The organism is Roseovarius tibetensis, from assembly GCF_050896375.1.
Lineage (GTDB): Bacteria > Pseudomonadota > Alphaproteobacteria > Rhodobacterales > Rhodobacteraceae > Roseovarius > Roseovarius tibetensis.
The window spans coordinates 1-19,340 of sequence record NZ_JBPBBB010000018.1 but is presented as its reverse complement, the minus strand read 5'-3'; the positions used below and the strand labels follow the sequence as shown (position 1 = coordinate 19,340).

The window sequence follows — 19,340 nt, the reverse complement described above, 5'->3', positions numbered from 1 at the left end:
GGTGAAACGTCACGCGGCATTGATCTGTCGCAATCCCGACCTGAAAAGGTCGTCCTCGGATCGGGAAATGTCGTCAACCCATCCGCATGCCGCCATTGACCGGCAATGTCGCCCCGGTGATGAAACCCGCGTCGTCCGAGGCGAGGAACCGCACGCAGCGCCCGATCTCGTCGGGATCGGCCAGACGCGACATCGGCACCATCTCGAGGATCTTCTCGATCATCTCGTCGGGCACCGCCGCGACCATCGCCGTGTCGGCATATCCCGGTGCGATCGCGTTCACGGTGATCCCCTTGTCAGCAGATTCACGCGCCAGCGCGCGAGTGAACCCCTCGACGCCGGCCTTGGCCGCGCAATAGTTGGTCTGACCCGCCTGACCCCGCGCGGCATTGACCGAGGAGATGTTGATGATCCGCCCGAAGCCCCGCTCGCGCATGCCGCCGATCACCTGCCGGGTGAGGTTGAACATCGAACCGAGATCGACGCCGATCACCGCGTCCCATGCGTCCCGGTCCATCTTGTGGAACATGACGTCCTTGTTGACGCCGGCATTGTTGACCAAGATGTCGAGCGGTCCGATGGCGGCCTCCACGTCTTTCACGCCCTGCACGCAGGCGTCGTAATCGCTCACGTCCCATTCGAAGACAGGTATGCCGGTCTCGTCGGCAAAGGCCATGGCCCGCTTGCCCGCGCCAAGATGGGCGACGGCGACGGTCACGCCAGCGTCGGCAAGCGCGTTCGCCGCCGCCGCGCCAAGGCCCTGAACGCCGCCGGTCACGAGCGCGGTTCTGGTCTGATTGGTCATTGGGATCTCCTGTAGTTCCTGATGGGTCTGTCGTCAGCCGTCACCGGGCCTGCGACATGTTACCCAATCCCCGGCACAGCCCCGGTTCGTGCGAGGCCGGCCCGAAAGGCAGATTAGGCGCGGGAAGACCGCCTCCCATTAACAGGCGTTAATGTCAGCGCACCCAAATGACTGCCATTGAGGCCTGCATATTCAGACCCGTCCGAAAGGAAGACCGCATGAAACGTCTCGACGGAAAAACCTGCATCGTCACCGGCGGTGGTGCCGGCATCGGCCGGGCCACCTGCCTGCGCATGGCCAGCGAGGGCGCGCGCGTCGCCGTCACCGACATCGACGAGGACGACGCAAAGGCCGTCTGCGAGGAGATCGCGGAACAGGGCGGCATCGCCGGATCCTGGCGCCTCGACGTCGCGGATGCCGACGCGGTGACCAGTGTTTTCGACGCGGTCGCCGACAGGTTCGGGCAGATCGACGTGGTGGTGAACAATGCCGGCATTGCCGGGACCAGCGCGCCCACCCACGAGATCAGCGAGGCCGACTGGCGCAAGGTGATCGACGTGAACGTGAACGGCGTGTTCTTCTGCACCAAGGCGGCGATCCCGCATCTGCAAAAGGCGGGCGGCGGCAGCATCGTCAACCTGTCCTCGATCTACGGCCTTGTCGGCGCGCCGGATCTGCCGCCCTACCATGCCTCCAAGGGGGCCGTGCGGCTGATGAGCAAGACCGACGCGCTTCTCTATGCCGGCGACGGCATCCGCGTGAACTCCGTCCATCCCGGCTTCATCTGGACACCGCTTGTCGAGGGGCTGGCCAAGGCCTCGGACGAGGGCGAGGCGGCCTTTCGCAAGGGGCTCGACGATCTGCACCCGATCGGCCATGTCGGGGACCCCGAGGATATCGCCGCCGGCATCGCCTATCTCGCCTCGGATGACGCGAAATTCGTCACCGGATCGGAGTTGGTGATCGATGGCGGATATACCGCGCGCTAGAGCATGGCATGCAGGACCGGGCCTCGGTTCCGGGCCCCTGAAACATGCGATATCACAGGGGTGGATCGTGCCCGATGACTGCGAATGACCGCGACACCCTCCGGCCCGGGGAGGATGAAACCACCCTCGGCCAGCCAACCACCGAACACCCATTCAAAGGAGATACCCGAATGACCACGACGGCAACACCGATGACCCGCACACTGGCCCGCATACTGGCCGGGAGCATGCTCGCCCTCGCCCTCGTCCTCGCGCTGCCCCTCGCGGCGCAGGAGACATCGCAGGAGGCGCAGGAGACCGAGAGCGTGACCGCCGAGGAGATCCAGGCCGAACTCGACGAGGCGTTCGAGACGATCCGCGCCTATTCCGAGGACCAGCGGGACGAGGCCGTGGAAGCGATGCGCGAGACCCTCGCGGAGATCGACACCGAGATGGCCCGCCTGGAACAGCGCGCCCGCGAGGAGTGGGCCGGGATGTCGGAAGCCACGCAGGAGCAGACCCGCGAGACGCTGGACGCATTGCGCAAGCGCAGGAACGAGCTGAGCGAGGCGTTCGGGCAGATGCAGGCCGGCAGCGAATCGGCTTGGGGCGAGTTGCAGGACGGCGTCGCGAACGCCTGGTCCGAGGTGAAGGACGCGTGGAACGCCGTCTTTGACGACACCGGAAGCGACAGCGAGAACTGATCCGTTCCGGGCAAGCCGAAAGGACATCCGATGACCAATCAGGACATGAAGCACGACACCGTGCCGGGCGGACTGACCACATGGCTGCGGATCGCGGGGGCTGCCTCGATCTTGCTGGGGGCGCTCGCGATCGTCTTTCCCTTTGCGGCGACGCTCGCCGCCACGCTCGTGATCGGCGCCGTCCTCTGTGTTTCGGGGATCCTGGAACTGATCCGGGCCTTCGCGATGCGCCGCAACGGCAGCCTGACCTGGGACGCGCTTTTCGGCCTTGCCGCGTTGGTTGCGGGGCTCATCCTCCTGTTCTGGCCGCTGCAGGGGATCGTGACGCTGACGATCGTCGTGGGGGTCTTCTTCCTGCTTGCCGGCGCGTTCAAGCTGGTCGCGTGCTTCAGCCTGCGCCCGTTGCCGGGCTGGGCGTGGGTCGGGGTGTCCGGCGCGCTGTCGGTCCTGCTGGGGCTGATCCTGCTTTTCGGCCTGCCCGGCACCGCAACCTGGGCCATCGGGCTTCTGGTCGGGATCGACCTGATCTTCCTCGGCATCACCGAAATCGCGATGGCCACTGCCCTGCGGCGGTCCTGAGGGAGAGAACGCATGATCGAGATCGAGCATGGCAGGCAGGGCGACAGCCTCTTGATCCGCGTGATCGGAAAGGTCAGCCGCAGGGACGTCGATCTGGCCGCGCCGGAGATCGATAACGCCCTGGAACTGGCCCACGCACCGCTGAATCTGTTGATCCGGCTTGAGGATTTCGAAGGCTGGGAGATCGGCGGGCTTTGGGAAGACATGACCTTCGGCATGCAGCACCGGAACGCGTTCGGCCGCATCGCCGTGATCGGCGAGGGCACGCTGGAAAAATGGCGCGCCGCATTGGCTGCACCCTTCGGGGGGTCCGAACTGCGCTTTTTCCCGCAAGAGCACGAGGATGCGGCGCGGGAGTGGTTGGGCATGGCCCCGGGCGGAGGCGCTGAGGCGGCGGACGACACACCCTGAGGATGTAGAGCGTGGCGCGTTCAGTCGCGGTCACGCGACGCAGTCCGACCCTCTGAATTCACTGTCCGCGGATCGCAATACCGGCGTCAGGTTTCGCGCGACATGCCCCGGGCGCGCGCATGATCGCGACGCGCCGGGTCATTCCCCGGCCGAACTGACGGCCTCGAACCCGGAGACGACATCGAGGAGTTCTCGGGTGATCGTCTCCTGTCGCTTGATACGATAGGCTTGCGTGAGGTCCTCGCGCCGCTCTTCGATATTGCGCTCGGCGCCCTGCATCGCGGCCAGCCGCGTGGCGTGCTCGCTGGCCAGCGCCTCGGCCAGCGCGCGGTAGAGACCGACGAAAAGCTGTTGCTGCACAAGCCACGACAATAGCTCGGACGATGGCATGCGGAAAAACGGCAGCCCCCGCCCGGGCCAGGCCGCATCGCGCAACGAGGTCAGATAGCGGGCCGGCAGGGGGAGCAACTGCCGCTCGACCGGCTGCGCCAGAACGCGGCCCGCGCGCCGATTGTGCACGACGCGGATGCGGCCGACACCGCCCTCGCGCCGCCATCGGTCGCTGTGGACGATCACCGATTGCACCAGATCGGAGAGCCCCGCCACCGATCCGGGCAGCGTGAAGAGCGTGTCGACACGCTGGTCCTCGGCCTCCAGCCGCGCGGCGGCGCGCATGCCGAGCACGGCCACCAAAGTGTCCGGCCCCTCGATCCGGTCGCGGGCAAAGCGCGCGATCGTCTCGTTGTAGCGCCCGCAGAGCCCCCGCTCGGAGCCAATGACGATCAGCGCCGCGCGCGACGGTCCTGTCACGCCGGTCCGTGGCAGCGGCAACCCGCATGCGCGCCGGTCATGCAGCACGGCGGTCAGGCCCAGCTCGATCGTGCGTTCGTAATCCGCGAGCGCCTCTTCGGCGCGCTCGAACTGGCGGATGCTGGCGGCCGAAAGCGCCTTCATCGTGCGCACGATGGACTGTATGTCACCGGTCGTTTCCAGCGCGTCCGACAGGGATTCAAGCGTCTGCATCGCCGCCCTCGCCATCGGTGTCGTCCAGCGCCGCGCGCATCGTGTCGATCAGCGCCGTGCGGCTTTCCTCGGTCAGCTTTTCGCCCGCCTCGATGGCGTCGCAGATCTCCGACAGCCGGTCACGCGCGGCGCGCTGCACGATCGCTTCGGCGTTGGCGACCTCGCCGGGGGGGATGTCGTCGAAAAGCCCCTCGGTCGCGGCCAGCAGCGCCGCGATCTGTTCGGGCACCGCAAGGTGATGCTGTTCGCGCTGCTTGAGCACCTCGCGCACCCGCAGGCCGCGTGTCAGCTTGCGTCGCGTCTCGTCATCCATCTGCGTGCCGAAGCGCGCGAAGGTCTCCAGCTCTTCGAACTGGGAATACATCAGGCGCAGGTTGCCCGCGACCGCCCGGAACGCCGGAAGCTGGACCTTGCCCCCGACCCGGCTGACCGAGGCGCCGATATCCACGGCCGGCAACTGACCCTTTTCGAACAGATCGGGCGACAGGTAGATCTGTCCGTCGGTGATCGAGATCAGGTTCGTCGGGATATAGGCCGAGATGTTCTGCGCCTGCGTCTCGATCACCGGCAAGGCGGTCAGCGACCCGCCGCCATGCTTCTTGCGCAGGTGGGTGGCGCGTTCCAGTAGCCGCGAATGGATGTAGAAGATGTCGCCGGGATAGGCCTCGCGCCCAGGCGGACGCCGCAGGAGCAGCGACAATTCGCGGTAGGCGCGCGCATGCCGGGTGAGATCGTCGAACACGATCAGCACATCGCGCCCCCGGGCCATGAAATGCTCGGCCATGGTGGTGGCGGCATAGGGGGCCACGAATTGCAGGCCCGGCGCGTCCTGACTGCTGGCCACCACGACGATGGTCCGCTGCATCGCGCCATGGTCGCGCAGGCTGCGCAGCACCCGCGCCACCGCCGAGGCGCGTTGCCCGATCGCGCAATAGATCGAAATCACGCCGGTGTCCGCCTGATTGAGAATGGCATCGACGGCGATGGCGGTCTTGCCCGTCTGACGGTCGCCGAGGATCAGTTCGCGCTGGCCCCGCCCGATGGGGATGGCGGCATCGACGGCCTTGATCCCGGTCTGCAGCGGTTCGTTCACCGGATCGCGGTGCATGATCGGCGGGGCCATGCGTTCCACGGGCATGCGGTCTTCGGCCTCGACGGGCGCGCCCGCATCGAGCGGCCGCCCCAGCGGATCGACCACCCGCCCGAGCAGCGCTGCGCCCACCGGCACATCCACGACCCGGCCCGTCCGGTGCAGACGGTCACCGGGTCTCAGGCTGCCGGTATCGCCCAGAACGATGACGCCGACCCGGTCCTCGCGCAGGTTCGAGGCGATGCCCGCAAGGCCCCCTTCGAACATGACTAGTTCATCGGCCCGCAGATCGGTGAAGCCCGCCACCTGCGCCACGCCGTTGCCCACCGACAGAACATGCGCGACCTCGGTGACGTCGACGCGAAAAGCGACGTTTTCGAGCGCCGCGTCCAGCGGGTCGAACAGCGTGTCCTGAAGCGTCTCCAGCATGTTTGCGTGCCTCCTGTCGCTAGGTCGCGGTCTTCTTGCGCCTGGTCCGGCTGGCGGAGTCCACAAGGTCGTCGAGTTCGCGGTTCAAGCGCTCGAGATGCCGGGCTGCCGACCATTCCACGGTCTGTTCGCCGATGGTCAGGCGCAGCCCCAGAAGGATCTCTTCGGCCTCGCGGTACTCCACATCGATGTCGGTCGCGATCTGCTCGTGGATCGCGCGGGTGATCTTTCGGCGGGCGGCCGCATCAAGCGCGCCTGCGGTTTCCACCAGCGCCGGGCCGTCTGGGCCATCGGCGGCGGCCGTCATCTTCTTGCGTGTGTCGGTGTCCAGATCCCCGAGCTTCTCGACGAAGCCCTGCGCAATGTGGTCGTCCAATCCGCCTGATGTGAACTCGGCCAGCAGCCGGCCGGCGGTGTCCAGCACCTTGTGCCCGGCCCTGCGCTGCATCTCCCGGGCAAAATCGGCGCGTTCGTCCTCGAGCGTTTCGGTCCAGTTGCTGCGCTTGCGATCGATATCGTCGCGGATCTCCTGCTCCAGCCGCTGCCGCAGATCATCGGCTTCGGCGCGCGCGTCCTCGAGCATTTCCTGCCGTGACGCCTCAAGCGCCTCGCGCTTTTCCTGCAGCTCCCTGGCCTCGTCCTCGGCCTCGCGGCGGCTGGCCCTGGCATCCGAAAGCCGCTCTTCGATACGGGCCTCGCGCCGTGCCATCGCGTTGGTGATCGGACGGTAGAGGAACCGTTGCAACAGCCAGACAAGGACAAGGAAGTTGACGATCTGCGCCGCGACGGTCAGCCAGTCGATCTGCATGGATCAGCCCCCGCCGCCCAGAGCCGCCACATCGACGAAAGGATTCGCGAAGAGCAGGATCATCGACACGACGAAACAGTAGATGGCGGTGGATTCGATCATCGCCAGGCTGACGAAAAGGGTCCGGGTGATCGTGTCCGAGGCGTCGGGCTGTTGCGCCAGCGCCTGCAGCGCCTGCGCGGCCGCGCGCCCCTCGGCCAGCGCCGGCCCGATCGAGCCGATGGCGATGGTCACACCGGCCGTGATGATCGAGATCGTGGCAATCACTGTCGCGGGGTCCATGGTCAGTCTCCTTCGTGGCGTTCATTATCCGGGGCGTCGGGGGTCGCGGACTCGACTTGTTGCCGGGACCGGCTGGCAGACGCGATATAGACCATTGCCAGGATGGCGAAGATATACGCCTGGATCAGGCCGGTGAGCAGGCCGAGCAGTTGCATGAGGATCGGGAAGAAGAACGGTGCCACGCTGATCAGGATGCCGGCGATCACCGTGCCGCTCATGACGTTGCCATAGAGCCGGACCGCGAGCGCGATCGTGCGAGACAGCTCTCCGATGAGGTTGAAGGGCAGCATGAACGGGCTTGGTTGCAGATACGACCCGAGATAGCCGCGCCACCCGCGGCGGGAGATCGAAAAGATCGGCACCGCGATCAGCACGCATATGGCCAGCGCCGCGGTGGTCGACAGCGACCCGGTGGGCGGGTGATATCCCGGCACGATGGTCAGGATGTTGGCCATCGCGATGAACAGGAACAGCGTGCCGATGAACGGCAGGTATCGCGCCGGATCCGCGGCCCCGACCTCGTCGATCTGGTCGCGGATCGTGGTGATCACGACCTCCAGCATCACCTGCCAGCGCGATACGGTCTCGCCCTCGCTCAGCCGCGCGGTGATGGCCGAAGACACCAGCACCAGGAGCGCCATGACCCCCCATGTGAACACGATCGTGGCATTGAGCCGCAGCCCCCCCATTCATAGAGAACCCATGTGTCGGGACTTATTTCCATGGCAGACGCTCCGGACGTGCGGTTTTTGCCATACGGCTGACGATCAGACGGATGGCGATGAATCCCAGCAGGGCAAAAGCGATGTGAACCGCCGCTGCACCGGTCCGGACGGCCAGCCAGAGGGCGGCCACGAGCAAAAGCGCCCGAAGCAGCCCCATGGCCGCGAACAGCCAGACGCTGCGGCCCGATGCAAGGACGCGCACCGCGCCCCATAACAGGCCCATGTAGAGCAGGCCGAATGCGCCCCCGGCCAGCAGGGACAGGATGGCCGGGCCAGAAACCTCAGTCATCGCGCCCTTCCCGCTGCATCCAGTACCACGCGTTGAGCGCCCCCAGAACGGCGCCCGCCAGAAGCAGCGCCAACGTCCACGAGGTGTCGCCCGGCCAGCGCGCATCGATCCAGCGGCCCAGCGCGATCCCGACGATGATCGGCACCGCCACGGCCCATCCGACAAGGCCGAACATGCCCAGCCCGAACCAGGGGCTTTCCCTGCGCCGCTTTCGGGCCTCTTGCATGCGTGCGGCCTTGCGCGTGATGGTCTCGGACTCGTCGTCGGGGTCTTGCGTCACTGATCCACCCCCTGCAACTCGCGGAACCGGCGGACCATGTGCGCCTCGAGCCGCGCCAGCGCAGAGCGCGCCTTGCGCTCCTCTTCGGTGTGGCGTCGGAACTCGGCTTCGACCCGGTCGCGCAGATGTGCAAGGTCGTCGCCCTCGATCGCGGCGCGCACGGCCACCATCACCGTCGGCCCGGTCTTCACCAGTGTGCCGGCGTTCACGCCCACGAAGTGTTCCGCACCCTCGTCGGTCTCGTAGACCAGAACCCCGGCCACCAGTTGCGTGACATGGTCCATGTGCCGCGGCAGTATGCCGAACACCCCGTCAGAGGCCTCGGCCACGATCCGGCAGACATCCTCACGACGAACGACCTTCTCCGGGGTGATGATCCTAAGCTCCATCCGTACCCCCTTTGGCCTCGAGATCGTCGACGGTGCCGATCATGTAGAAATCGCCCTCGGCGCGGTCGCCAAACTCGCCATCGAGAATGCGCGCGCAGCTTTTCACCGTGTCTTCCAGCGCGACAAGTGCGCCCTTGGTGCCGGTCATCGCCTCGGTGGTAAAGAAGGGCTGGGTCAGGAACCGCTCGAGCTGGCGCGCCTGCCGCACCGTGGCGCGGTCCTTTTCCGACAGCTCCTCCAGCCCCAGCATCGCGATGATATCCTTGAGATCGTCGTATTCCGCCAGCGTGTTGCGCACCGCACGCGCCACGCGGTAATGCTCGTCGCTGACCGTGCCGGGGGTGAGCATCCGCGAAAACGACTGCAGAGGGTCGATGGCGGGATATAGGCCTTCGGAGGCCTTCTTGCGTGACAGCACGATCGAGGCCGATAGATGCGAAAATGTATGCGTTGCGGCAGGATCGGTGAAATCGTCGGCCGGCACGTAAACCGCCTGTATGGATGTCATGGCGGCACTGTCGGTCGAACAGATCCGCTCTTCGAGTTCGGCCAGTTCGGTGCCAAGCGTCGGCTGATACCCCACGCGGCTGGGAATGCGCCCCAGAAGGCCGGACACTTCCGAACCCGCCTGCACGAAGCGGAAGATGTTGTCGATCAGCACCAGCACATCGCGGCGCTCTTGGTCGCGGAAATGCTCGGCCATGGTCAGTGCGGCGTGGCCGACGCGAAAGCGCACGCCGGGGCTTTCGTTCATCTGACCGAACACCATCACCGTGTTCTCCAGAACGCCGGCATCGCCCATCTCGCGATAGAGTTCCTCGGCCTCGCGGCAGCGTTCGCCGATGCCGCAGAACAGGCACACGCCCTGGTATTCGGCGACCATGTTATGGATCATCTCGGTGATCAACACGGTCTTGCCGACGCCCGCACCGCCGAAAAGCCCGGCCTTGCCGCCGCGCTCCAGCGGGCTGAGCAGATCGATCGCCTTGATCCCGGTCTCGAAGATATCGCCTTCGACGCGGCGCTCCGACAGCGGCACCGGATCGCGCAGGATCGACCGGCGGGCGACATCCTCCAGCGGATCGCCCTCGTCGATGGTCTCGCCGAAGAGGTTGAACATGCGCCCAAGCACCGCGTCGCCGACCGGCACCTCGATTGGGCCGCCCGTGTCGCGGACCTCAAGCCCCAACCGCAGATCGCCTGTCGGGTTCATGACCAGCCCCCGGGCAATGTCATGCGCGGGCAGCCCGGCCACCTCGATGGTGATTTCCGGATGGCTCAGGGTGACGAGCCGCGATGTGATCATCGGCAGGCCATGCGCAAAGCGGATATCCGCGATGCCGCCTTCGATGGCAATGATGTGTCCCACGTCTTTGTCCTGCACTGGCATGTGCCGCCTCCGCTGCCTGCACGCTGATGCTAATGCCAGGTTGCGCGCCCTGACCTTGATCGAAGTTAAACCAGCGCATGTCTGTCTGCCGTTCGTCAGCGACGCTTAACGCAGGTTAATGTCGAGCGGCCCTGTGCTCCTAAAGTTTCCGGACGTTTTTGAAAGCATGCAGGAGCGATCATGTCTGACCCGTCCCAAACGCCGCAGGATCAGGAGGCTGACCTGCAATCACGCTTTCCGACGGCCTACACGATCCTTTTCGCGCTGATCGTTCTGGTCGCCGTGCTGACATGGATCATCCCCGCCGGGCAATATGACCGCGAGATGAACGAGGAGGTCGGCCGCGAAGTGGCGGTGCCGGGCACCTACCAGACTGTAGAGTCCAATCCACAGGGGCCGGTCGATGTTCTTCTGGCCCCGATCGGCGGCTTCTATGATCCCGACAGTTACACCGCCAACGCGATCGACGTGGCGCTTTTCGTGCTGCTGTTGGGCGGTTTTCTGGGGGTGGTCAATGCTACCGGGGCCATAGACACCGGCATGCGGTCAGCCATGCGGTCGATGGAAGGCCGCGAGATATGGATGATCCCGATCCTGATGGCGCTTTTCGCCGCCGGCGGCACGACCTACGGCATGGCCGAGGAAACGCTGGCCTTCTACGCCATCCTTCTGCCGCTGGTGCTGCGGGCCGGGTATGACGCCATCACAGGGGTCGCGATCATCCTGATCGGCGCGGGCATCGGTGTGCTCGGCTCTACCATCAACCCCTTTGCCACGATCATCGCCTCGGACGCGGCCTCGATCCCGTTCACCAACGGCATCATCCTGCGCTTCGTGATCTTGCTCGGCGGGCTGGCGATCTGCGTGGCCTATGTCATGCGCTACGCGGCCCGGGTTAAGGAAGATCGCGACCGCTCGGTCGTCGCCCAGCAATGGGACGCGCATGAGCGGCATTTCCTGAAGGGCCAGGGCGGCGAGGGGGGCGATGACACCCTCAGCGGCACGCAGAAGATCATCCTCGTGCTGTTCGCGGCGACGTTCATCGTGATGATCTGGGGCGTGTCGAGCCAGGGCTGGTGGATGGCAAAGATGGGCGCGCTGTTTCTCGGAGCCGCAATCGTGACCGGGATCATCGCCCGGCTGGGCGAGAAGCGGCTGACCGGGGCCTTCATCGACGGCGCGCGCGACCTGCTGGGCGTGGCGCTGGTCATAGGTCTGGCCCGCGGCATCGTCGTGGTGATGGAAAACGGGCGGATCGCCGACACGATCCTCAACGCCTCGGCCGCGACACTGGGCGAGATGTCCAATATCGCGTTCATCGCGACCATGTTCGGCATCGAAGTCGGGATGAGCTTCTTCGTGCCCTCGTCCTCGGGGCTGGCGGTGCTGTCGATGCCCATTCTCGCGCCGCTGGCGGATTTCGCAGATGTCGGGCGCGATCTGGTGGTGACGGCCTATCAATCCGCCAACGGGCTGGTGAACCTGATCAACCCGACCTTTGCCGTGGTGATCGGCGGGCTGGCGATCGGGCGGGTGCCTTATGACCGCTGGATCGTCTTCATCTGGCCGCTGCTGGTGATCCTGACGGTGTTCATCATGGGGGCATTGGCGGTTGGTGCCGCGATGGGAGGTGTGGCATGAGCGAGGAGCAACTGGGGGTGCATTCCGAGACCGGGCGGCTGCGGCAGGTGATCGTCTGCAAACCCGGTCGCGCGCATCGGCGACTGACGCCGGAGAACTGCGAGGACTTGCTTTTCGATGACGTGTTCTGGGTCAAGCAGGCGCAGAAGGACCATGACGTCTTTGCCGACCTGATGCGCGGCGAGGGGGTCGAGGTGCTCGATACCGGGCAGATGCTGGGCGAGGTGCTGGACATTTCGGAGGCGCGTGCCTGGGTGCTCGATCACCGGGTCACGCCGCAGGAGATCGGGGTCGGCATGCTGGACGATCTGCGCGCCTGGATGGACGAACTGCCGGGTGCCGCGCTTGCCGAATTCCTGATGGGCGGGCTGACTGTGGATGATCTGCCGTTCGAGCCCGCGGGCATGTTCGGATCGTATCTCGGGCGGCTCGGCTTCGTGTTGCCGCCGCTGCCCAACACGCTCTTTACCCGCGACAACAGCGCCTGGATCTATTCGGGCGTCACCCTCAACCCGATGTATTGGCAGGCGCGGCGGCCCGAGACGCTGCTGAGCGCCGCGATCTACCGGTTCCACCCGAAATTCGCGGGCCGGGTCGAGGTGCTCTGGGGCGATCCCACGCATGATTTCGGCCGCGCCACGCTGGAAGGCGGTGACGTGATGCCGGTGGGCGATGGCCTCGTCCTGATCGGGATGGGCGAGCGAACGTCGCCGCAGGCGGTGGGTCTGCTGGCCGAGGCGCTGTTCGATCAGGGCCGCGCGACCCGCGTGCTGGCCTGCCAGCTTCCAAAATCGCGCGCCGCGATGCATCTCGACACGGTTTTCACCTTTTGCGGCGGTGAGGTGGTGACCAGCTTCACCGAGGTCGCGGCCGAGATGACCGTCTACGACCTGCATCCCGGCGAGGGGCACGCGCCGCTCGACATCCGCCGCATCGACCGGCCGCTCTTCGACGTGCTGGCCAAGGCGATGGGGTTCAAGAAGCTGACCGTCGTGCCGACCGGCGGCGAGGACACCTTCGAGGCCTCGCGCGAGCAATGGAACGACGGCAACAACGTGCTGGCGCTGCGCCCGGGCCTCGTGGTGGGCTATGACCGCAACGACGACACCAACGCCGCGCTGCGCGCCGAGGGCATCGATGTGCTCGAGGCGCCGGGCGCCGAGCTTGGCCGCGGCCGCGGTGGCGGGCGCTGCATGAGCTGCCCCACGATCCGTGACCCGGTCTAGGAGAACCGAGATGGCCTTCAACCTGAAAAACCGTCACTTCCTGAGCCTGCGGGATTTCAGCCCCGCCGAGATCGGCTTCCTGCTGAAACTCTCGGCGGACCTCAAGGCGGCGAAATATGCCGGCACCGAACGCGAGGGGCTGAAAGGCAAGGAGATCGCGCTGATCTTCGAGAAGGACAGCACCCGCACCCGTGCGGGCTTCGAGGTGGCCGCGCATGACCAGGGCGCGACCGTCACCTATCTGGGGCCTTCGGGCTCGCATATCGGGCGCAAGGAAACCGTCAAGGACACCGCCCGCGTTCTGGGCCGCATGTTCGACGGGATCGAATATCGCGGCTTCGGCCAGAAGGTGGTCGAGGATCTGGCCGCGCATGCCGGCGTGCCGGTCTGGAACGGGCTGACCGACGAGTTCCACCCGACGCAGATCCTCGCCGATTTCCTGACCATGCAGGAACACGCGCAGAAACCGTGGCGCGACATCATCTTCTGCTTTCTGGGCGACGCGGCCAACAACATGGGCGACAGCCTGCTGATCGGCGGCGCCAAGATGGGCATGGATGTGCGTCTCTGCGCACCGCGCAGCTGCTGGCCCGACAAGGCGATCGAGGCCGAGGCGCGCGCCATCGCCACCGAGACCGGCGCGCGGATCCTGATCTCCGAGGACGTGGCCGAGGCCACGCTCGGCGCGGATTTCCTCTACACGGATGTCTGGGTGTCGATGGGCGAACCCAAAGAGAAATGGGCCGAGCGGATCGATCTGCTGCAACCCTACCGGGTGACCGCCGATGTGATGACCAATACCGGCAATCCGCGCACGCGTTTCATGCATTGCCTGCCCGCCTTCCACAACGCCGAGACCGAGATGGGCGCGAAGATCGAGGCCGAATTCGGCATCTCCGAGATGGAGGTCACCGACGAGGTCTTCGAAAGCGCGGCCTCGATCGTCTTCGATCAGGCCGAGAACCGGCTGCACACGATCAAGGCAGTTCTTGTCGCCACGCTGGGGGGCTGATGCCATGCTTGTGGTGATCGCACTGGGCGGCAATGCGCTGCTGCGACGGGATCAGAGCCTGACCGCCGAAAACCAGCGCGAGAATGCCCGCACAGCCGCATGTGCACTGGCCGAGGTGGTGCGCGCCGGTCATGATCTGGTGGTCACCCATGGCAACGGTCCACAGGTCGGGCTGCTGGCGTTGCAGGGGCTGGCCTACAAGCCCGACGAGACCTATCCGCTCGACATGATGGGGGCCGAGACCGAGGGCATGATCGGCTATCTTATCGAACAGGAGCTCGAGAATGCGCTGGACCATGACCGCACGGTCGCCTCGCTGCTGACGCAGGTGCGCGTCGACCCGGACGATCCGGCCTTTGCCAGCCCGACGAAATTCGTCGGACCGGTGTATGACCGCGACGAGGCCGAGCGCGTGGCAGAACGGCACAAATGGTCCATCGCGCAGGATGGCCAGAAATGGCGCCGCGTCGTGCCCTCGCCCGCGCCCGTCGAGATCCCCGATCTCAAGGTGATCCGCCTGCTCTTGCTGCACGGCACCATCGTTATCTGCGCGGGCGGCGGCGGCATCCCCGTGATCGAGAATGCTGACGGAGCCCTAACTGGCGTCGAGGCCGTGATCGACAAGGATGCGACAAGCGCCCTGCTCGCCGAGGGACTGGGGGCTGACGCGCTGCTGCTGCTCACCGATGTCGATGGCGTCTATAAAGGATTTGGCACCGACGCGGCCGAGCGGATCGCGCAGTTGACCCCGCAGGAGGCCGTGGCGCTGGACCTGCCCGCGGGTTCCATGGCACCGAAGGTGATGGCCGGCGCGCAATTCGCGCGCGGCGGCCAGCGATGGACCGGCATCGGCAGGCTGAGTGACGCTCTGGCAATCATCGAGGGCCGCTCGGGCACCCGCATCGCGGTATCCTGAGCCGATCAGTGCGCCGGATGCGCAGGCCGGCTGGCGCGCCTGCGGCGCTCACCGCTCGTCGTCATCGTCCCCGCGATTCGTGCGGACGTGAAGGCCATGGGACACCGACACGATCGAATATCGAACGTCTTCGGGCGGTTCCTCGATCGCTCTTGTCAGCGCGCGAAGCTCGCGGCGGGTCTGGTGCAGGTGATCAATCAGGTTGAGAACGACCGGCACCGCGTCATTGGGCAGCGACATCTCTTTTTTCAGATCGCACAAACGCCGGACGCACGATGTCCAACTCATCGAAAGTGAGGCCAGCTCATTTTGACGGTCTTTGGCTGGATACGCTGGACGTTCCGCTGGATCGTAGGAGTTTTCCGAAATCGACCGCGAAACCCTGCGTATCGGCGATCTGCCGATCTTCCTTGCGAGAGATCCGTATGGCTATCGCGTGCTGCTTCATGAGCCGGGGGGGGAGGGGCATATCTTCGGCCGCATGGTCGCGCCGGATGCCAGTTGCGATGATTTTCGCCTACGCACGCCCCTGTCGATCGTGTTCTCGTCGCCATAGATGGCGCGCGTCGGCCCGCCGCTGTGAGACCTGCCGGACATGGATATTGCTGAGGGCAGTGTGGATTTCGCTAAACAGGGGCGGGCATTGATGGCGCAAATCGGCGCAGGCTACTGCGCCTCCATACTGAGCGTCAGAGCCAGCGACTTATGGCCGCGGAGATGTTTTAACCGCCGCCGAACACCTTGCCCATCTTCTGGCCCTCGCGGTCGAGCGTTGAGCTGACCGTATCTGACATGCTGGCGATGCCATTTTACCACGCGGTTCTGGAAGAGCGGCTCTGCAGCGCCTTGCGAGATCTGGCAAGGGACGTGCCAGATGCAGACGGATCCGACATTTCGGGCGCAGGGCAATCGGGCATAATGCGCTGGACTGAGCCAACCCAGATGCGCCGCAATAATGGACGACCTCGAAATTTTTCAGCAACGTGGACTGGCGTCGGCGATCGGGCTTTTGTTCGGCCTGGAACGGGGGGCATCAACGCGACCAGTCAGAGGGTTCCACCGTCGGCATCCACCCCGTGAAGCTGAAACACGCACTTGGCGAGGTCATGCTCTACGTTCGATTTCCGCTTTCGTTGCGCAACGTCGAGGATCTGCTCGACGAGCGGGGTATGGATCCGCGTCACGCGCATGCCGTCCCGGTCGAGCTGGCCGCTGAGACCGGCATGCATGACGACGACTCCGATGCTGTCAATCGTCCCGGTGCGCGGCAGCAAGATGCGGTGTGCCTGGCTTGCCAGCGCACAGTCGCCGAGAAGGCCTGCTCGGTCACGAAGGCCGAGACTGGCTTTTCGCACCGCCGGGCACGGACGCGGCCGGCGAGATCGGAAACCGTGGCCGCCTCGCCGCCGACGCTGTTCATCTCCCGTGCCAAGCCCCGGACGAATGGGTCGCTGGCCGCTGCCTCGATCTGGGCAGCGATATCTTCATAGCTGGTCCACCCCGAGGACTCCCCGATGCAGCCGCAGCGATGGATGAGCACGCCGGAGAATTCAATCACGGCCATGCCGTCGATGATCGGGTAGGACGCGTCACCGTCCTGGTGCAGGCTTTCGGCCAGGTTTCCAGACATAATTCTGGCACGCGCAGCAGGCAGAGGCGCCGCGCCCTCTGGCACGCCATCCATGCCTGCCAACTCGACCTACCGCTCCAAAATGCGTGGGCCAAGTCCCGACAAGAACACCACGGCCTTGGCAGGCTCGACCAGTAGTGGCGTGTTGAAGGCACGCGAGGACAGCCACCGATGTGCATCCGCCCATTCCGACACCGTGAGGTCCGGATAGGGCCGCACGCCGCGCCGCCAGGCGCGCAGGATGTCGTCGGCGCCCTCAAAGCCGAGGTCGAGGTCGGCGGTCAGGTCGCTGTCGGTCAGACCGTGGTCATCATCCCCATCATTCAAGCGAGACCCGGGGGTCTGCGAGGGCGGTGAGCTGCTCTCGGACATGGGCTTCCAGCACCCTCTGCAGGATCGCCGTCTCGATCGTCACGGCCTCCCCCGATGCGGCCTCCATCAATGCGGCCAGTTGCGCGGCCATCAAGGCCGCCACGCGCGTGGGCCAGGTAACCCAGACATCGCGCTCCTGGCGGGCAAGGCGAAACACCAGCGTTTCGGCGCGCGCACGGTCGACCAGCGCACTCTTCTTGCGCTGGATCGACAACTGGCGCTCCTGCGCCTGGTAGACGGTCAGCGCCGTGCGGGCCTTCAGGTACGACGCGCTGTCGCCGGGGCCGGAGACGGTGCCGGCCGCGCCATCGCCTCCGCCGGTGCCAACCCCGCCCTGCGCCCGCATCTGCTGGTCGGGATCGGTCGTCTCCGCCCGCCGCGCATCCGAGGCGGGCGCGTTGATCGAGCCATCCGGATAAAGCACCAGCCGCCCCGTCTTGCGCGCTTTCTGCACGGCCCCGCGCGACAGCCCGGACCGGGCGGCATAGGCACGTTCGGACAGACCTTCCACGACCCAATGCGCTCCGTTAGTCTATTGAAGATAAACGATAAAGGTCATATAATTCAGTTGATTACGTTCCGGATCGGAGCGATTCTCGGATCAGGACAACAAAGCCTGATCGGAGACACGCCCATGACCATCCCCCAACGCTACAACACCGAGGCCGCCCGGCTGCTGCCGCATATGGCGGAAGACCTCGCGGTCGATCCCACGATCACCACGGCAAACAACATAGACGAGATCGTCTTTCGCCGCAGCGAATTCCTCGGCGGGATGGCCTGCGCGATCCTCGCAATGCTCGAACAGCAGGATGGAGACACCGCATGACCGCCATCACCACAATCCGCATCGATCACGACACGCTGCCCGACCGATTTGATCGCAAGCACCCCGACGCCGTCGCTGACGCCATCGAGGCCGTGCTGCGCGACAATGGCATCACCGCCGAGGCGTCGGACGTGATCTCGCATCTCAAGATCGAACTGCCGACTACTCAGCTTGCCGCTGCCAGCACCGTGCTGGCCGGGATGGGGCTGATCTGATCGGATGAGCAGAACGCAATCTTATGATGCTGATTTGCCTACACTTTCCGACCTGCCAGAGCGATTGTGATGACACCCAAACGATGCAACTCACCCAACGGAGCCACACCATGACCAGCCTGAAACCGCAAACCACACCCCGCCACGAACTGCGCGCCGAGAAGGCACGGCGCAACAAGGAGGCAGCCTTGAACGCCTTCATCGGCAAGAAGGCAGAGATCGACGAGATGCTCGCGCGCCTGCAGGCGCTCAGCGACGATCACTTCAACTGCCACCCCGACGAGGTGGGCTGGGCCATGGTCGGCACGCTCGAGCACTACAACGGCTTGCTCAAGCGCATCACAGACAGCGCTTTCGGCGAGGGCGAATACGCCCGCCAGCTTTTCCAATCCCCGGAGAAGGGTGCGGCCTGCCTTCGCGGCGGGCTTCACCCGGTAGGAGGCCGCGCAATCCCGCGCCGCCCTGTCAGAACCGGAGGTCCTCATGCTCAAACTCACCGATACCCAGACCATCGTCCTCAATCGCGCGGCCACGCGCCCCGGCAATCTGGCCACGCCACTGCCCGACGGGCTGCACGGGGCCGCCGCGAAGAAAGCCGTGGCCGCGATGATCTCGCGCGGCTGGCTCCAAGAGGTCGAAGCCGACCTGCGCCGCGGTGATCCGCTCTGGCGCGAGACCGGCGATGGTCACGGCACCACGCTTGTTGCCACCGAGGCCGGGCTCGAAGCGATCGGGATCGAGCCGGTCGTGGCCAGCACAGTGCCCAATCCACGCAAGACCAAGCCGGATCCCGCGCCGACGCCCCAATCGCCCGATGCCCCGAAGCCCGTCGCCATCCGGGCGGGCACGAAGCAGGCCCAGATCATCGCGCTGCTTCAGCGGCCCGAGGGGGCGTCCATTGGTGAGATCGTCGAGGTGACGGGATGGGCGCCGCATTCAGCGAGAGGCATGATCTCGGGCGGGCTCAAGAAGAAGCTGGGTCTCGCGATCACTTCAGCGAAGGAACAAGGACGAGGAACGGTGCATCGAATCGCGTGACACGATCCTACGCTACCGCCGGTCAGGCATATTGCGGAACCATCAAGTCCGACTGAAAGACTCAGATGACGGCTTGGAGCCCGCATCGACCGCCGGCACTGACTCGGATACTGCACCTGCATTCGGCAGGTGCCAGCCCCGGACCGGACGTTCGCACGTGTTGATAAGTGGTAGTGATGGATGGGACACATGCAGCAATGCCCATAACGATGCTAGGGTCTGGACTCATAACCAATAGATGACAGTCGCGGCTAGCGCGATCGCCGAGAGGAAGACCTTGGGGCACCTG

At 65.5% G+C, this 19,340-nt stretch carries 26 protein-coding genes and 1 pseudogene; 12 read left to right on the top strand and 15 right to left on the bottom strand.

What is annotated here, in order from left to right:
* Nucleotides 1-73 precede the first annotated feature (73 nt).
* A complete protein-coding gene (gene phbB, locus ACROSR_RS12530; RefSeq protein ID WP_432685534.1) occupies nucleotides 74-805 on the bottom strand; it encodes an acetoacetyl-CoA reductase in 732 nt (243 codons plus the stop codon).
* A 218-nt stretch (nucleotides 806-1,023) separates the two neighbouring features.
* Between phbB and ACROSR_RS12525 the strand changes: the two genes are divergently transcribed.
* The 4 genes from ACROSR_RS12525 to ACROSR_RS12510 all read left to right on the top strand — a co-directional run bounded on the left by ACROSR_RS12525 (nucleotide 1,024) and on the right by ACROSR_RS12510 (nucleotide 3,467).
* On the top strand, nucleotides 1,024-1,794 hold the full coding sequence (locus ACROSR_RS12525) for an SDR family NAD(P)-dependent oxidoreductase (RefSeq protein ID WP_432685532.1): 771 nt from the start codon (nucleotides 1,024-1,026) through the stop codon (nucleotides 1,792-1,794).
* 170 nt (nucleotides 1,795-1,964) lie between these two features.
* Nucleotides 1,965-2,477, top strand: a complete 513-nt coding sequence (locus ACROSR_RS12520; RefSeq protein ID WP_432685530.1) for a sll1863 family stress response protein — start codon at nucleotides 1,965-1,967, stop codon at nucleotides 2,475-2,477.
* Nucleotides 2,478-2,507: 30 nt separating this feature from the next.
* Nucleotides 2,508-3,056 (top strand): HdeD family acid-resistance protein, encoded by a 549-nt coding sequence (locus ACROSR_RS12515; RefSeq protein ID WP_432685528.1) that lies wholly within the window; start codon nucleotides 2,508-2,510, stop codon nucleotides 3,054-3,056.
* A 12-nt stretch (nucleotides 3,057-3,068) separates the two neighbouring features.
* Nucleotides 3,069-3,467 (top strand): SpoIIAA family protein, encoded by a 399-nt coding sequence (locus ACROSR_RS12510; RefSeq protein ID WP_432685526.1) that lies wholly within the window; start codon nucleotides 3,069-3,071, stop codon nucleotides 3,465-3,467.
* Nucleotides 3,468-3,605: 138 nt separating this feature from the next.
* Here ACROSR_RS12510 and ACROSR_RS12505 read toward each other — a convergent pair whose 3' ends face one another.
* Genes ACROSR_RS12505 through atpD form a run of 9 tightly spaced genes read right to left on the bottom strand, consistent with a single transcriptional unit; the run spans nucleotide 3,606 to nucleotide 10,172 of the window.
* Nucleotides 3,606-4,490 carry a F0F1 ATP synthase subunit gamma gene (locus ACROSR_RS12505; RefSeq protein ID WP_432685524.1) on the bottom strand — a complete coding sequence of 295 codons (885 nt, stop codon included), beginning with the start codon at nucleotides 4,488-4,490 and terminating at the stop codon, nucleotides 3,606-3,608.
* Nucleotides 4,477-6,009 carry an alternate F1F0 ATPase, F1 subunit alpha gene (locus ACROSR_RS12500; protein WP_432685522.1) on the bottom strand — a complete coding sequence of 511 codons (1,533 nt, stop codon included), beginning with the start codon at nucleotides 6,007-6,009 and terminating at the stop codon, nucleotides 4,477-4,479. Before ACROSR_RS12500 ends, ACROSR_RS12505 begins: the two co-directional genes overlap by 14 nt.
* Before the next feature lie 19 nt (nucleotides 6,010-6,028).
* Complete coding sequence (locus ACROSR_RS12495) at nucleotides 6,029-6,817, bottom strand: F0F1 ATP synthase subunit delta (RefSeq protein ID WP_432685520.1); 789 nt, start codon at nucleotides 6,815-6,817, stop codon at nucleotides 6,029-6,031.
* 3 nt (nucleotides 6,818-6,820) lie between these two features.
* Nucleotides 6,821-7,099: a F0F1 ATP synthase subunit C gene (locus ACROSR_RS12490; RefSeq protein ID WP_432685518.1), complete on the bottom strand. Its 279-nt coding sequence runs from the start codon at nucleotides 7,097-7,099 to the stop codon at nucleotides 6,821-6,823.
* A 2-nt stretch (nucleotides 7,100-7,101) separates the two neighbouring features.
* Nucleotides 7,102-7,788: a F0F1 ATP synthase subunit A gene (locus ACROSR_RS12485; protein ID WP_432685516.1), complete on the bottom strand. Its 687-nt coding sequence runs from the start codon at nucleotides 7,786-7,788 to the stop codon at nucleotides 7,102-7,104.
* A gap of 25 nt (nucleotides 7,789-7,813) precedes the next feature.
* Entirely contained in the window at nucleotides 7,814-8,113 is a 300-nt protein-coding gene (locus tag ACROSR_RS12480) for an N-ATPase subunit AtpR (protein WP_432685514.1), read from the bottom strand.
* Nucleotides 8,106-8,393, bottom strand: a complete 288-nt coding sequence (locus tag ACROSR_RS12475; RefSeq protein WP_432685512.1) for an AtpZ/AtpI family protein — start codon at nucleotides 8,391-8,393, stop codon at nucleotides 8,106-8,108. Before ACROSR_RS12475 ends, ACROSR_RS12480 begins: the two co-directional genes overlap by 8 nt.
* Nucleotides 8,390-8,782, bottom strand: coding sequence for a F0F1 ATP synthase subunit epsilon (locus ACROSR_RS12470; RefSeq protein WP_432685510.1), 393 nt, complete (start codon nucleotides 8,780-8,782; stop codon nucleotides 8,390-8,392). The genes ACROSR_RS12475 and ACROSR_RS12470 overlap by 4 nt, the downstream gene beginning before the upstream one ends.
* A complete protein-coding gene (gene atpD / locus ACROSR_RS12465; protein ID WP_432685508.1) occupies nucleotides 8,772-10,172 on the bottom strand; it encodes a F0F1 ATP synthase subunit beta in 1,401 nt (466 codons plus the stop codon). The genes ACROSR_RS12470 and atpD overlap by 11 nt, the downstream gene beginning before the upstream one ends.
* A gap of 180 nt (nucleotides 10,173-10,352) precedes the next feature.
* Between atpD and ACROSR_RS12460 the strand changes: the two genes are divergently transcribed.
* From ACROSR_RS12460 to ACROSR_RS12445, 4 genes are read left to right on the top strand one after another with little or no spacing between them, the layout of a single operon-like run.
* The gene (locus ACROSR_RS12460) at nucleotides 10,353-11,813 is read left to right on the top strand and encodes a YfcC family protein (RefSeq protein WP_432685506.1); all 1,461 of its coding nucleotides are present in this window, start codon (nucleotides 10,353-10,355) and stop codon (nucleotides 11,811-11,813) included.
* Nucleotides 11,810-13,039 carry an arginine deiminase gene (locus ACROSR_RS12455; RefSeq protein WP_432685504.1) on the top strand — a complete coding sequence of 410 codons (1,230 nt, stop codon included), beginning with the start codon at nucleotides 11,810-11,812 and terminating at the stop codon, nucleotides 13,037-13,039. The genes ACROSR_RS12460 and ACROSR_RS12455 overlap by 4 nt, the downstream gene beginning before the upstream one ends.
* A gap of 10 nt (nucleotides 13,040-13,049) precedes the next feature.
* The gene (gene argF, locus ACROSR_RS12450; RefSeq protein ID WP_432685502.1) at nucleotides 13,050-14,051 is read left to right on the top strand and encodes an ornithine carbamoyltransferase; all 1,002 of its coding nucleotides are present in this window, start codon (nucleotides 13,050-13,052) and stop codon (nucleotides 14,049-14,051) included.
* Between the two features lie 4 nt (nucleotides 14,052-14,055).
* Complete coding sequence (locus tag ACROSR_RS12445) at nucleotides 14,056-14,967, top strand: carbamate kinase (protein WP_432685500.1); 912 nt, start codon at nucleotides 14,056-14,058, stop codon at nucleotides 14,965-14,967.
* A 48-nt stretch (nucleotides 14,968-15,015) separates the two neighbouring features.
* Here the strand turns inward: ACROSR_RS12445 and ACROSR_RS12440 are convergent, their stop codons facing one another.
* The 5 genes from ACROSR_RS12440 to ACROSR_RS12420 form a co-directional block, all read right to left on the bottom strand.
* Entirely contained in the window at nucleotides 15,016-15,207 is a 192-nt protein-coding gene (locus ACROSR_RS12440; RefSeq protein ID WP_432685498.1) for a hypothetical protein, read from the bottom strand.
* A gap of 806 nt (nucleotides 15,208-16,013) precedes the next feature.
* Nucleotides 16,014-16,151 (bottom strand): hypothetical protein, encoded by a 138-nt coding sequence (locus ACROSR_RS12435; protein ID WP_432685615.1) that lies wholly within the window; start codon nucleotides 16,149-16,151, stop codon nucleotides 16,014-16,016.
* A complete protein-coding gene (locus tag ACROSR_RS12430) occupies nucleotides 16,148-16,597 on the bottom strand; it encodes a Clp protease/crotonase-like domain-containing protein (RefSeq protein WP_432685613.1) in 450 nt (149 codons plus the stop codon). Before ACROSR_RS12430 ends, ACROSR_RS12435 begins: the two co-directional genes overlap by 4 nt.
* A gap of 69 nt (nucleotides 16,598-16,666) precedes the next feature.
* Entirely contained in the window at nucleotides 16,667-16,924 is a 258-nt protein-coding gene (locus ACROSR_RS12425; RefSeq protein ID WP_432685611.1) for a hypothetical protein, read from the bottom strand.
* Nucleotides 16,917-17,480 carry a hypothetical protein gene (locus tag ACROSR_RS12420; RefSeq protein WP_432685496.1) on the bottom strand — a complete coding sequence of 188 codons (564 nt, stop codon included), beginning with the start codon at nucleotides 17,478-17,480 and terminating at the stop codon, nucleotides 16,917-16,919. The genes ACROSR_RS12425 and ACROSR_RS12420 overlap by 8 nt, the downstream gene beginning before the upstream one ends.
* A gap of 123 nt (nucleotides 17,481-17,603) precedes the next feature.
* Here ACROSR_RS12420 and ACROSR_RS12415 point away from each other — a divergent pair, with 123 nt between their 5' ends.
* The 4 genes and pseudogenes from ACROSR_RS12415 to ACROSR_RS12400 all read left to right on the top strand — a co-directional run bounded on the left by ACROSR_RS12415 (nucleotide 17,604) and on the right by ACROSR_RS12400 (nucleotide 19,051).
* Complete coding sequence (locus ACROSR_RS12415; protein WP_432685494.1) at nucleotides 17,604-17,798, top strand: hypothetical protein; 195 nt, start codon at nucleotides 17,604-17,606, stop codon at nucleotides 17,796-17,798.
* Entirely contained in the window at nucleotides 17,795-18,013 is a 219-nt protein-coding gene (locus ACROSR_RS12410) for a hypothetical protein (RefSeq protein ID WP_432685492.1), read from the top strand. The genes ACROSR_RS12415 and ACROSR_RS12410 overlap by 4 nt, the downstream gene beginning before the upstream one ends.
* A 110-nt stretch (nucleotides 18,014-18,123) precedes the next feature.
* Nucleotides 18,124-18,390: pseudogene (locus tag ACROSR_RS12405) on the top strand (hypothetical protein); the annotation flags it as partial.
* Nucleotides 18,391-18,496: 106 nt separating this feature from the next.
* The gene (locus ACROSR_RS12400; RefSeq protein ID WP_432685490.1) at nucleotides 18,497-19,051 is read left to right on the top strand and encodes a DUF3489 domain-containing protein; all 555 of its coding nucleotides are present in this window, start codon (nucleotides 18,497-18,499) and stop codon (nucleotides 19,049-19,051) included.
* Nucleotides 19,052-19,340: the final 289 nt, after the last annotated feature.

Bases quoted from the DNA above. Each gene is read 5' to 3' on its own strand.
- phbB (WP_432685534.1), bottom strand. From the start codon at position 805: ATGACCAATCAGACCAGAACCGCGCTCGTGACCGGCGGCGTTCAGGGC.
- ACROSR_RS12525 (WP_432685532.1), top strand. From the start codon at position 1,024: ATGAAACGTCTCGACGGAAAAACCTGCATCGTCACCGGCGGTGGTGCC.
- ACROSR_RS12520 (WP_432685530.1), top strand. From the start codon at position 1,965: ATGACCACGACGGCAACACCGATGACCCGCACACTGGCCCGCATACTG.
- ACROSR_RS12515 (WP_432685528.1), top strand. From the start codon at position 2,508: ATGACCAATCAGGACATGAAGCACGACACCGTGCCGGGCGGACTGACC.
- ACROSR_RS12510 (WP_432685526.1), top strand. From the start codon at position 3,069: ATGATCGAGATCGAGCATGGCAGGCAGGGCGACAGCCTCTTGATCCGC.
- ACROSR_RS12505 (WP_432685524.1), bottom strand. From the start codon at position 4,490: ATGCAGACGCTTGAATCCCTGTCGGACGCGCTGGAAACGACCGGTGAC.
- ACROSR_RS12500 (WP_432685522.1), bottom strand. From the start codon at position 6,009: ATGCTGGAGACGCTTCAGGACACGCTGTTCGACCCGCTGGACGCGGCG.
- ACROSR_RS12495 (WP_432685520.1), bottom strand. From the start codon at position 6,817: ATGCAGATCGACTGGCTGACCGTCGCGGCGCAGATCGTCAACTTCCTT.
- ACROSR_RS12490 (WP_432685518.1), bottom strand. From the start codon at position 7,099: ATGGACCCCGCGACAGTGATTGCCACGATCTCGATCATCACGGCCGGT.
- ACROSR_RS12485 (WP_432685516.1), bottom strand. From the start codon at position 7,788: ATGGGGGGGCTGCGGCTCAATGCCACGATCGTGTTCACATGGGGGGTC.
- ACROSR_RS12480 (WP_432685514.1), bottom strand. From the start codon at position 8,113: ATGACTGAGGTTTCTGGCCCGGCCATCCTGTCCCTGCTGGCCGGGGGC.
- ACROSR_RS12470 (WP_432685510.1), bottom strand. From the start codon at position 8,782: ATGGAGCTTAGGATCATCACCCCGGAGAAGGTCGTTCGTCGTGAGGAT.
- atpD (WP_432685508.1), bottom strand. From the start codon at position 10,172: ATGCCAGTGCAGGACAAAGACGTGGGACACATCATTGCCATCGAAGGC.
- ACROSR_RS12460 (WP_432685506.1), top strand. From the start codon at position 10,353: ATGTCTGACCCGTCCCAAACGCCGCAGGATCAGGAGGCTGACCTGCAA.
- ACROSR_RS12455 (WP_432685504.1), top strand. From the start codon at position 11,810: ATGAGCGAGGAGCAACTGGGGGTGCATTCCGAGACCGGGCGGCTGCGG.
- argF (WP_432685502.1), top strand. From the start codon at position 13,050: ATGGCCTTCAACCTGAAAAACCGTCACTTCCTGAGCCTGCGGGATTTC.
- ACROSR_RS12445 (WP_432685500.1), top strand. From the start codon at position 14,056: ATGCTTGTGGTGATCGCACTGGGCGGCAATGCGCTGCTGCGACGGGAT.
- ACROSR_RS12440 (WP_432685498.1), bottom strand. From the start codon at position 15,207: ATGTCGCTGCCCAATGACGCGGTGCCGGTCGTTCTCAACCTGATTGAT.
- ACROSR_RS12430 (WP_432685613.1), bottom strand. From the start codon at position 16,597: ATGTCTGGAAACCTGGCCGAAAGCCTGCACCAGGACGGTGACGCGTCC.
- ACROSR_RS12415 (WP_432685494.1), top strand. From the start codon at position 17,604: ATGACCATCCCCCAACGCTACAACACCGAGGCCGCCCGGCTGCTGCCG.
- ACROSR_RS12410 (WP_432685492.1), top strand. From the start codon at position 17,795: ATGACCGCCATCACCACAATCCGCATCGATCACGACACGCTGCCCGAC.
- ACROSR_RS12400 (WP_432685490.1), top strand. From the start codon at position 18,497: ATGCTCAAACTCACCGATACCCAGACCATCGTCCTCAATCGCGCGGCC.